Source organism: Dietzia sp. HMSC21D01, from assembly GCF_001815995.1.
Classification (GTDB): Bacteria; Actinomycetota; Actinomycetes; order Mycobacteriales; family Mycobacteriaceae; genus Dietzia; species Dietzia cinnamea.
The window spans coordinates 1-10,162 of record NZ_KV823929.1; the positions used below are offsets into that span (position 1 = coordinate 1).

At 70.2% G+C, this 10,162-nt stretch carries 9 protein-coding genes and 3 pseudogenes; 2 read left to right on the plus strand and 10 right to left on the minus strand.

The annotated features are described in order from the left end of the window. Nucleotides 1-64 precede the first annotated feature (64 nt). From HMPREF3086_RS09495 to HMPREF3086_RS18515, 4 genes and pseudogenes are all read right to left on the minus strand, one after another. Nucleotides 65-1,420: a PhoH family protein gene (locus HMPREF3086_RS09495; protein WP_070721558.1), complete on the minus strand. Its 1,356-nt coding sequence runs from the start codon at nucleotides 1,418-1,420 to the stop codon at nucleotides 65-67. Nucleotides 1,421-1,634: 214 nt separating this feature from the next. Beyond that, nucleotides 1,635-1,853, minus strand: a pseudogene (locus HMPREF3086_RS18055) (hypothetical protein); the annotation flags it as partial. Nucleotides 1,854-1,862: 9 nt separating this feature from the next. Then, on the minus strand, nucleotides 1,863-2,315 hold the full coding sequence (locus HMPREF3086_RS09500) for a MaoC family dehydratase (RefSeq protein ID WP_061914346.1): 453 nt from the start codon (nucleotides 2,313-2,315) through the stop codon (nucleotides 1,863-1,865). Between the two features lie 16 nt (nucleotides 2,316-2,331). Next, a pseudogene (locus HMPREF3086_RS18515) lies at nucleotides 2,332-2,466 on the minus strand (acyl-CoA dehydrogenase); the annotation flags it as partial. Nucleotides 2,467-2,620: 154 nt separating this feature from the next. Here HMPREF3086_RS18515 and HMPREF3086_RS09505 point away from each other — a divergent pair. Then, nucleotides 2,621-3,388, plus strand: a complete 768-nt coding sequence (locus HMPREF3086_RS09505; protein ID WP_070721561.1) for a FadR/GntR family transcriptional regulator — start codon at nucleotides 2,621-2,623, stop codon at nucleotides 3,386-3,388. Between the two features lie 16 nt (nucleotides 3,389-3,404). On the opposite strand, the gene fabG is transcribed toward HMPREF3086_RS09505, so the two are convergent. The 3 genes and pseudogenes from fabG to HMPREF3086_RS09520 all read right to left on the minus strand — a co-directional run bounded on the left by fabG (nucleotide 3,405) and on the right by HMPREF3086_RS09520 (nucleotide 5,634). After that, entirely contained in the window at nucleotides 3,405-4,145 is a 741-nt protein-coding gene (fabG, locus tag HMPREF3086_RS09510) for a 3-oxoacyl-ACP reductase FabG (RefSeq protein ID WP_043567942.1), read from the minus strand. Further along, nucleotides 4,145-4,378 (minus strand): annotated as a pseudogene (locus HMPREF3086_RS09515) (CoA transferase); the annotation flags it as partial. The gene fabG and the pseudogene HMPREF3086_RS09515, both read right to left, overlap by 1 nt. A 65-nt stretch (nucleotides 4,379-4,443) precedes the next feature. Continuing rightward, the gene (locus HMPREF3086_RS09520) at nucleotides 4,444-5,634 is read right to left on the minus strand and encodes an acyl-CoA dehydrogenase family protein (RefSeq protein WP_070721562.1); all 1,191 of its coding nucleotides are present in this window, start codon (nucleotides 5,632-5,634) and stop codon (nucleotides 4,444-4,446) included. A 136-nt stretch (nucleotides 5,635-5,770) separates the two neighbouring features. Between HMPREF3086_RS09520 and HMPREF3086_RS09525 the strand changes: the two genes are divergently transcribed. Next, complete coding sequence (locus tag HMPREF3086_RS09525; protein WP_070721564.1) at nucleotides 5,771-6,874, plus strand: zinc-binding dehydrogenase; 1,104 nt, start codon at nucleotides 5,771-5,773, stop codon at nucleotides 6,872-6,874. 203 nt (nucleotides 6,875-7,077) lie between these two features. On the opposite strand, the gene HMPREF3086_RS09530 is transcribed toward HMPREF3086_RS09525, so the two are convergent. The 3 genes from HMPREF3086_RS09530 to HMPREF3086_RS09540 form a co-directional block, all read right to left on the minus strand. Beyond that, the gene (locus HMPREF3086_RS09530) at nucleotides 7,078-8,220 is read right to left on the minus strand and encodes a thiolase family protein (RefSeq protein ID WP_070721566.1); all 1,143 of its coding nucleotides are present in this window, start codon (nucleotides 8,218-8,220) and stop codon (nucleotides 7,078-7,080) included. 72 nt (nucleotides 8,221-8,292) lie between these two features. Then, a complete protein-coding gene (locus tag HMPREF3086_RS09535; protein WP_061227586.1) occupies nucleotides 8,293-9,498 on the minus strand; it encodes an acyl-CoA dehydrogenase family protein in 1,206 nt (401 codons plus the stop codon). 38 nt (nucleotides 9,499-9,536) lie between these two features. Further along, the coding region (locus tag HMPREF3086_RS09540) for an SDR family NAD(P)-dependent oxidoreductase (RefSeq protein ID WP_070721569.1) at nucleotides 9,537-10,162 on the minus strand (626 nt) is incomplete at its 5' end.

Consider the following 10,162-nt stretch of genomic DNA (forward strand, 5'->3'; position numbering starts at 1 on the left):
CCGGGCGACTCCGCCCGGGCCCTGCCGTTGTTCCTGCTCGACCACTGTGTCCCGGCCGCTCGCCTCAGGCGGCCCGGATCCGGCGGAGTTCGCCGGCCTGGGCGCCGGGGTGGAACTCCTCGAGCATCGTGGTGACGAGTTCGGCGATGGCCGAGCGCTCGGACCTGCTGAGGGTGATGTGGGCGAACAGCGGGTGACCCTTGAGCTTCTCCACCACCGCCTGGATGCCGTCGTGCCGACCGACCCGGAGGTTGTCACGTTGCGCCACGTCGTGGGTGAGCACGACCCGCGATCCGGTGCCCAGTCGGGACAGCACGGTGAGCAGGACGTTGCGCTCGAGCGACTGCGCCTCGTCGACTATCACGAACGAGTCGTGGAGGCTGCGGCCCCGGATGTGGGTCAGTGGCAGCACCTCGAGGATGTCGCGATCCATCACCTCGTCGATCACGTTCTCGCTGACGAGCCCCTCCAGGGTGTCGAACACCGCCTGCGACCAGGGCGACATCTTCTCCGACTCGCTGCCCGGCAGGTAGCCGAGCTCCTGACCGCCGACGGCGTACAGGGGCCGGAAGACGACGATCTTCCGATGTCGACGCCGCTCGAGCACGGATTCGAGTCCGGCGCACAGGGCGAGGGCGGACTTGCCGGTGCCGGCGCGGCCACCGAGCGAGACGATGCCGATCGACTCGTCGAGCAGGCAGTCGATCGCGATACGCTGCTCGGCCGAGCGGCCCCGCAGGCCGAAGGCCTCGACGTCGCCGCGGACCAGTCTGAGTCCGCCGTCGTCGGTGACGCGGGCCAGCGCCGAGGACGAGTCGGTCTGCACCCGCACCCCACAGTGCACGGGTGTTTCTGCGTCGAGGCCGGCCGCGCGGGCGACGAGCGGTGAGGCGCCGCCGGTCGAGAACAGGGTGTCTACGAGCTCCTGGGTGGCGGGCAGGTCCGAGACGCCGCTGTAGCCGGTGAGGACGACGTCCTGCGCGTGGTACTCGTCCGCGGGCAGTCCCACCGAGCCCGCCTTGACGCGGAGCGGGACGTCCTTGGAGACGAGGACGGTGTCGTCGCCCTCGGCCCGCAGGTTGAGCGCACAGGCGAGGATCCGGGAGTCGTTGCCGGTGTCGCGGAACCCGGCGGGCAGGACCGACTGGTCGGTGTGGTTGAGCTCGACTCGCAGGGTGCCGCCGGTGTCGGTGACGGGCAGGTCGCCGTCGAGGCGGCCGTGGCGCAGGCGCAGGTCCTCGAGCAGCCGCAGTGCCTCGCGGGCGAAGTAGCCCAGCTCGGGGTGGTGGCGCTTGGCCTCGAGCTCCCCGATCACCGCGATGGGTAGGACCACCCGGTTCTCGGCGAAGCGGGTGACGGCCCACGGGTCGGACAGCAGAACCGAGGTGTCGAGGACGTAGGTACGGACGGTGTCGGTCACGGCGCGCTCCTGGACCGCGGCACCCGCGGTCGTGTCGGGATGGACCGGTCGGCCCAGGTCGTCCGGAGACGACAGGGCCGGGTGCCGGCCCCCTCCCGATCGCCTGTAACGATCATCGGCTGGGACCTCCCGACGGTCGGCTTCCCCACCGACCGTTGGCCCCGACGCTACGCCCCGAATCACATCGCTGTAGTTAAGTCGACGTGAATTCTCCGCGACCTCCCGCGTCCGCCGTCTCCGGCCCGCCGGGGTGTCCCAGCGAGATCCCCGTGCCGTGGACGTTGGGTCGCTTTCTGTCAGCGGTGCTGAAGCCGTGGAAGGCCTCTCACTCCCGCCGGCGCGCGAGCACCTGAGCGGCGAACGCCTCGTTCAGCTCGAGGAGGTCGACGTCCGCGAGGCTCAGGTCGAGCTTGCCGAGCAGCTCGGCCGTGGCCGCGGTCCGTCACTCGACCATGAGGCGGATGGCCTCGGCGACCACCGCCGGCCGGTCGCCGCCCTCGATCTCGACCGTGACGAGCGTGGTGAGCTGGGCGCCGGAGGGCTTGCGGTCGAGTGAGGTCAGCTCGACGCCGGCCCGGATCCGGGATCCCACCGGGACCGGCGCGGGGAACCGCACCTTGCCGAGCCCGTAGTTGATCATCATCGAGAACCCGCGGATGTCCATGACCCGGTTCCCGAGTACCGGCAACAGTGACAGGGTGAGGTACCCGTGGGCGATGGTCGTGCCGTAGGGCCCCTCCGCAGCTCGGGCGGGGTCCACGTGGATCCACTGGTGATCCCCTGTCGCGTCGGCGAACGCGTCGACGCGCTCCTGCGTGATCTCCATCCAGTCGCTGTATCCCACGTGCTCGCCGATCGCCGCCGACACCTGGTCCAGGCCCTCGAACACCCTCATTTCAATCCTCTCCTCATCCCGGGCCGTGCTCCACCACCACGATAGACATCCCCGGGTGCCGCGGGGTCGCCTCCGGATCGGTCTTGCACGGCAGCGCGATGAGACCCGAGCGACGGGCGTCGGTGATGAACGTCGTGGCACCGGTGATGACCGACCATCAGCCGGGCGGAGCTGACGGTGCTCGGGCGGCGGCACCGCACTCGACCTACGCGCACGGGTGCGGGCTCACCGACCCGACGGCGACGCGGACGTCCTGGACTGGGCCTTCACGGTCCTCATGCCCTGAATGCAGGATGATGGTGCACATGGATACGACAGGCGATGCGCAGCGCGGGCCCGGCGGGGTCTCGCGTCCGCAGAAAACGGCGCTACTGGTGGCGAAGCGGATCGTCGAGGACATCGCCCGGCGCGGCAACACCGTCGGTGACCGGTTGCCGCCCGAGCACCTCATGCTGGAGGAGTACGGCGTCGGCCGGGGCACGCTGCGGGAGTCCCTGCGGTACCTGGAGCTCCAGGGGGCGATCACCCTCAAGCCCGGGCCGGGTGGCGGGCCGATCGTCCAGCAGCCCGACGGCGGGACGCTCGCCGCCGCGTTGAGCCTGCTCATGCAGTTCGAGAACGCCCCGTTCTCCACGATCATGGAGGCGAGGGCGGCGATGGAGCCGTCGATCGCGAGACTCGCCGCCGGGCGCATGAACCGCGAGGCGCTGGAGGAGCTCCGCCTCAACGTCGAGGCCACGCGCGAGGGGGCCGAGGAGGGTGAGTACTTCACCGAGGACTCCGAGCGGTTCCACGCCCTCATCGCGTGGGGGTCGGGCAACGTCCTGTTCGGCTATCTCTTCGACGCGCTGCTCGGGATCCTGGCGGGCGCATCCATGGGGGTGGCCTACCCGAAGCGACAGCGCGACCACACGTGCGCGATCCACGAGGACATCTATCGCGCGATCGCCGACCGCGACGCCGTGGCGGCCCACGACCTCATGGCGCAGCACATCACGGACCACCACCACTATCTGAAGAAGAAGTTCCGAGCGGCGTTGGAGCAGCCGATCCGATGGGACCTCGCCTGGTGACGGGCGCGGCGCGGTGTCAGATGTGCCGACCGCCGGTGATCTCCAGGACCGTGCCGGTCATGTAGCTCGACATGTCGCTGGCGAGGAAGAGCACCACCTGCGCGACCTCGCTCGGTTCTGCCGCCCTCCCCATGGGGATCTCGGCCATCTTCTCCTCCCAGATGTGCTCGGGCATCGCGAGCGTCATCGCGGTCCGGATGAGCCCGGGCTGGACGGCGTTGACGCGCACGCCCGCGAAGGCGACCTCCTTGGCCGCGGCCTTGGTCAGTCCGACGATCCCGGCCTTGGCCGCCGAGTAGTTGGTCTGGCCCACCAGCCCGACCTTCCCGGAGATCGAGGAGATGTTGACGATCGCCCCGCCCCCGTGGCCGCGCATGCGCCCCGCCGCCGCGCGGGTGCCGTTCCAGGTTCCCTTGAGGTGGATGGCGATGATGTCGTCGAACTGCTCCTCGGTCATCTTGCGCATCGTGGCGTCGCGGGTGACCCCGGCGTTGTTGACGAACACCCCGAGCGGCCCGAACGCCTCCTCGGCGACGTCGATCATCGCCTCGACCGCGGCGCCGTCCCGCACGTCGCAGTGCACGTACCGTGCGTGGTCCTCGCCCCCCAGGTCGGCGACCGCCGCGGCGCCGGCCTCGTCGTCGATGTCCCCGGCCACCACCCGGGCCCCGTTCGCGATGAACGTCCGGGCGATCTCCAGCCCGATCCCGCGCGCGGCCCCCGTGACGACCGCGGTCCGACCCTCGAGCAGTCCCATCATGTGTCCCCTTCGTCCAGTGCCCCGGCCAGCTCGGCCAGGATCGCCTCGGTGTGTTCGCCCAGCGCCGGCACGCGTCCCATCGGCAGTTCGACGTCCGAGAACGTCATCGGCGGCAGCAGTCCGCGGACCGGGCCGGCCGGGGTCTCCCCCTCGCGCCAGCGGTTCCGGGCCTCGAGCTGCGGGTGCTCGATCAGCCCGGCGACGTCGTTGAGCCGCGCCGCCGGCACACCGAACCGGTCCGGACTGTCGGCCCGCTCCGCCGAGTCGGGCGAACCACCCACCGACCCCGCGGCGGTCACCGGCTACCCGCCGCCCGCGTGGCCGCCCGGACGAGGCCGCCACCGATGATGAGCCTCTGGATCTCGCTGGTCCCCTCGTACAGGCGCAGCAGCCGGACGTCCCGGTAGATCCGCTCGACGGGGACGCCGCGGATGTACCCGCTGCCACCGTGGATCTGGACGGCCAGGTCGGCGGCCCGACCGGCCATCTCGGTGCAGTAGAGCTTGGCTGCCGACGGGGCGATCCGGCGGTCCTCACCACAGTGATACTTCGCGGCGGCCTCGCGGACCATCGCGCGACCCGCCATCACGCCCACCTGGATATCCGCCAACATCGCCTGTACCAGTTGGAACTCACCGATCACCGTCCCGCCCTGAGTTGCGGTGGAGGCGTGCGCGAGCGACTCGTCCAATGCGCGCTGCGCGGCACCGACCGCCAACGCGGCGATGTGCACGCGGCCCCGCGCCAGCGAGGTCATCGCGGCCCGGTAGCCCGCGTCCTCGTCACCGCCGACCAACGCATCGTCAGGTACGCGGACGGCCTGGAAGCTGACCTCGGCGGTCCAGGCACCCTCCTGGCCCATCTTCTCGTCCTTGGGCCCCACCGTCACGCCCGGCGTGTCCGCGGGGACGAGGAAGACGGCGACGCCAGTGCCGTCGGCGTCGGCGGGACGGGTCCGGGCGAACACGACGAACAGGCCGGCGAGCGGCGCGTTGGTGATGAAACGCTTGGCTCCCTCGATCACCCAGCCGGCTCCGTCGCGCACCGCCTTGGTGGTCAGCCCAGCCGGGTTCGACCCGGCGCCGTCCTCCGTGAGGGCGAACGACGCGATCACCTCCCCTAAGGCGATCGACCCCAGCCACCTCGCCTTCTGCTCGTCCGTCCCGAAGTTCACCAGCACCTGCCCGGCGATCCCGTTGTTGGTGCCGAACAGGGACCGCATCGCGAAGGTCGTGTAGCCGAACTCCATCGCCATCTCGACGTCCTGGGTCAGGTCCAACCCCAGGCCTCCCCAGCGCTGCGGGATCGCGTAACCGAACAGGCCCAAGTCGGCCAGCCCCGCGCGGATGTCCGCCGGGACCTCGTCGGCGTCGGCGATCTCCTGCTCGCGCGGCAGCACCACCGTACGTATGTAGTCGCGCGTCGTCGCGAGAATGTCCGCGAAATCGTCCCCGGAGACCTCCGGGTCCGCCACCGTCGTGTCCATCGCCCGCCTTCCGCCGCTTCCAGCGCGTCGCCTGGATGCTACCAACTATGATCATCGTTAGCGGGGAGCTTCATCCGCCCCTGAGTCCCACCGGATCTGCTGAGACGGACACCGGTGCCTGAGTACAGTCGGCGCCATGAAGGCTGCCGTGTGTGTCGAGACCGGATCCCCGCTGGTGATCGAGGACATCCCGATCCCCGAACCGCGGGAGGGCGAGGTTCTCGTGCACAACCACGCCTGCGGGGTGTGCCACACCGACCTGCACGTCATGAAGGGCGAGGTCGGATTCCCGCTCCCCGGAGTGCTCGGCCACGAGATCTCGGGCGTCGTGGCCGAGGTCGGCCGCGGCGTCACCACCGTCCGCCCCGGCGACCGGGTAGTGGGCTCGTTCATCATGCCGTGCGGCTACTGCGAGAACTGCGCGCGCGGCATGGAGGACATCTGCTCCACATTCTTCGAGTACAACCGCCTGCGCGGGACCCTGTACGACGGCGAGAGCCGGTTGCGCCGCGCCTCCGGTGAACCGCTGTCCATGTACTCGATGGGCGGGTTGGCCGAGTACAGCGTCACGCCCGCCACTGCAGTGTTCGCCCTCCCGGACCACCTCGACCTGACCGACTCCACGATCCTCGGGTGCTCGATGTTCACCGCATACGGGGCGGTCCGCAACGTCGGCGATGTCCGCACCGGGGAGTCGGTCGCGGTGGTGGCGGTCGGCGGCGTCGGCCAGAACATCGTCCAGCTGTCCGCGGTGAGCGGCGCGGAATCGGTCATCGCGATCGACGTCGACGACGACAAGCTCGCGCTCGCCCGCCGTATGGGCGCCACCCACACCATCAACTCGGCGCAGACCGACGCGACGGCCGCCGTCATGGAGATCACGGGCGGACGGGGCGTCGACGCGGCATTCGAGGCGCTCGGCTCCGCGGTCACGACCCGCCAAGCCACCGAGGTCGCCAGAGAGGGCGGGCGCGTCGTCGTGGTGGGCATCCCGTCGGCCGGGACGTCGCTGGACGCGGACCTGGCGCGCATCGTCCGTCGGAAGATCCAGATCAAGGGCTCGTACGGAGCGCGGGCCCGACAGGACGTCCCCGCCCTCATCCGCCTGCTGGCCGCCGGCAAGCTGGACCTCGGCCAGGTCATCTCGCGGCGTGTCCCGATGGCCGAGGCGCCGCGGACCTACGAGGCGCTCGACCGTGGCGAGGTGCTCGGGCGCGCCATCGTCCTCACCGGCGACTGAACTCACGCGTCGAGAAGAGCCTTTCGCACAGATCTACTCGGTCGACACAGGCGAAATCGTCTTCTGGATGGTGGCGAACGGCAATAGGCGGTGCGGCGGCCGCCGGGTACCGCGCGCACGCCGGATGACCCGCACACGCAGCGACCCCCGGCCCACCGCCGTCGTGGCGGGGGCCGGGGGTCGGGTAGCGCTGATCGAGCCGGTCAGAGCAGTTCGATGATGGTGGCGTTGGCCTGGCCGCCGCCCTCACACATCGTCTGCAGGCCGTACTTGATGCCCTCGTTCTTCATGTGGTGGACCAGGTCGGCGAAGATGCGTGCGCCGGAGCCGCCGAGCGGGTGCCCGAGGGCGATCGCGCCGCCGTTCGGGTTGAGCTTGGCCGGGTCCGCGCCGGTGTCGGCCAGCCACGCCATCGGCACGGAGGCGAAGGCCTCGTTGACCTCGAACACCCCGATGTCGTCGATCGACAGGCCGGACTTGGTCAGCGCCTTGGCCGTGGCGGGGATCGGCGCGGTGAGCATGATGACCGGGTCGTCGCCCGCGAGGGTCGCGGTGTGCACGCGTGCCAGCGGGGTGCAGCCGTACTTCGCGGCGGCCTCCTCGCTCATCACCAGGATCGCCGCCGAGCCGTCGGAGATCTGCGAGGCGTTGCCAGCGTGGATGACACCGTCCTCCTTGAACGGCGTCTTGAGCCCGGCCAGCGCCTCGACGGTGCTGCCGCGGCGGATGCCCTGGTCGGTGTCGAACACGCCGTCCGGGGTGGTCACCGGCACGATATGACCGGCGAAGAACCCGGCGTCCTGTGCGGCGGCGGCCTTCTCGTGCGAGGCCACCGCGAACTCGTCGAGCTGGGTGCGCGAGAAGCCCCACCGCTCGGCGATCATCTCGGCGCCCACACCCTGGTTGGGCGCGATGCCGTTGTACCGGTCCAGGAACTGCTGCCCGTAGGGGAACGAGTCGGAGGACACGTGCGAGCCCATCGGCACGCGAGTCATCGACTCCACGCCGCCGGCCACGACCACGTCGTGGTACCCGGACTCGACCACCGCGACGGCGAAGCTCAGCGCCTGCTGCGACGACCCACACTGCCGGTCGATCGTCACACCGTTGACCGTCTCGGGCCACCCGGCCGACAGGGCGGCGGTCCGGGCGATGTCGCCGGCCTGCTCACCGGCCTGCGTCACACAGCCCCAGATGACGTCCTCGACGACCGCCGGGTCGATCCCCGCGCGCTCGACGAGTCCGTTGAGCACCACGCCCGACAGGTCGGCGGGATGCACCCCGGCCAGGCCGCCCTTGCGCTTACCCACCGCGCTACGCACGGCCTCCACGATCACTGCACCCATGTAGGTTCTTCCTTCTCTCTCGTGCGTCCCCCGGTGCCGGACGCTCCCGGCCACTGGTGGGACATCCTAGGGTTATCCGATGTACGGCGGGGTCTTCTTCAGTTCGCCACGCGCGATCGTGCGGCGGTGGACGGCGTCCGGTCCGTCGACGATGCGCAGGGCCCGCGCCCAGGCGTAGAAGTACGCGAGCGGGGTGTCGTCGGAGACGCCGGCGCCGCCGAAGACCTCGATGGCCCGGTCGATGACCGCGCACGCGACCTGCGGCGCGATGACCTTGATGGCCGAGATCTCGAAGCGGGCCTCCTTGGCGCCGACGGTGTCAATCATCCACGCGCAGTGCTGGACCTGCAGGCGCGCCTGATCGATCTCGATCCGCGAGTTGGCGATGTGCTCCTGCACCACGCCCTGACTCGCCAGCGACCCGCCGAACGCGTGGCGCGACTTGGCCCGGTCGACCATGAGCGCGAGCGCCCGCTCGGCCATCCCGATGGCGCGCATGGCGTGGTGGATCCGGCCCGGTCCGAGGCGCGCCTGGGCGATCGCGAAGCCGGCCCCCTCCTCCCCGAGCAGGTTCGAAGCGGGCACCCGCACGTTGTCGAACACCAGCTCACAGTGCCCGTGCTGGTCCTGGTAGCCGAAGAGGGGCAGATTGCGCTCGATCCGCAGGCCCGGGGTGTCGCGCGGGACGAGGACCATGGACTGCTGACGGTGGGTCTCGGCGTCGGGGTCGGTCTTGCCCATGACGATGAGGATCTCGCAGCGGGTGTCGGCGATGCCCGTGATCCACCACTTGCGACCGTTGATCACGTACTCGTCGCCCTCGCGGCGGATCACGGTCTGGATGTTGGTGGCGTCCGAGGAGGCGACATCCGGCTCGGTCATGGCGTACGCCGAGCGGATCTTCCCCTCCTTGAGCGGCTCGAGGTACCTGGCCTTCTGCTCATCGGTGCCGAACAGGTGGAAGGTCTCCATGTTCCCGGTGTCGGGGGCCTGCGAGTTGATCGCCTCGGGGGCGATGACGGGCGACCATCCCGTGATCTCCGAGACGGCGGCGAACTCGAGGTTGGAGATGCCCGACCACTCGGGCAGGAAGAGGTTCCACAGGCCACGACGGCGGGCCTCGGCCTTGAGGTCCTCCATGATCGGCGGGTAGGCGTTGTCGCCGTGTTCGCGCAGATACGCGGACCACACGGGCTCGGCCGGGAAGACGTGCTCCCGCATGAACTCCCACATGTTCTCCTGCAGCTCGAGGCTGCGCTGACTGTGAGCGAATTCCATTGTTTCTACTCCTGTAAAGGTTGTCGGCGCGGACGCGGTCAGTGCAGGGTCATGCCACCGTCGACCACGAGAGTCGCGCCGGTGATGAAGGACGAGGCGTCGGAGGCAAGGAAGACCAGCGCGGAGTCGAGTTCGGGCTGCAGTCCGAGCCGCCCGAAGATGGTGCTGCCGGTGATGTCGGCGAGCATCTTCTCGGGGATCTCGTCGGTCATCTCGGAGGCGAAGTACCCGGGGGCGAGCGCGTTGACGCGGATGCCACGGCGGCTGCCCCACTGGTGGGCCAAATCGCGGGTCAGGCCGAGAACGGCCGCCTTGGTCGCGGAGTACGCGGCCTGGGGCGCGAAGCCGGCGGTCAGGCCCAGCACGCTGGCGACGTTGACGATGCTCGAGCCGGGCCCCATGACGGCCGCGCACTCCTTGGCCGCCCAGTAGGCGCCGTTCAGGTTGACGTCCACGACGCCACGGAACTGCTCGGGCGTCTCCTTGAGGGCGGGCACGGCGGTGCCGAGACCGGCGTTGTTGACCAGGATGTCGATGCGCCCGTGCGCGTCCATCACCGCGCGGACCATCGCCGCGCAGGCCTCCGGGTCCGCGACGTCGCAGGCCACGGTCATCGCGGTGCCGCCGGACGCACGCAGGTCGTCTGCGAGCGCCTCGAGCCGGT

Coding starts and splice junctions, on each gene's coding strand:
- HMPREF3086_RS09500 (WP_061914346.1), bottom strand. CDS start 2,315: ATGAGGGTGTTCGAGGGCCTGGACCAGGTGTCGGCGGCGATCGGCGAG.
- HMPREF3086_RS09505 (WP_070721561.1), top strand. CDS start 2,621: ATGGATACGACAGGCGATGCGCAGCGCGGGCCCGGCGGGGTCTCGCGT.
- fabG (WP_043567942.1), bottom strand. CDS start 4,145: ATGGGACTGCTCGAGGGTCGGACCGCGGTCGTCACGGGGGCCGCGCGC.
- HMPREF3086_RS09520 (WP_070721562.1), bottom strand. CDS start 5,634: ATGGACACGACGGTGGCGGACCCGGAGGTCTCCGGGGACGATTTCGCG.
- HMPREF3086_RS09525 (WP_070721564.1), top strand. CDS start 5,771: ATGAAGGCTGCCGTGTGTGTCGAGACCGGATCCCCGCTGGTGATCGAG.
- HMPREF3086_RS09530 (WP_070721566.1), bottom strand. CDS start 8,220: ATGGGTGCAGTGATCGTGGAGGCCGTGCGTAGCGCGGTGGGTAAGCGC.
- HMPREF3086_RS09535 (WP_061227586.1), bottom strand. CDS start 9,498: ATGGAATTCGCTCACAGTCAGCGCAGCCTCGAGCTGCAGGAGAACATG.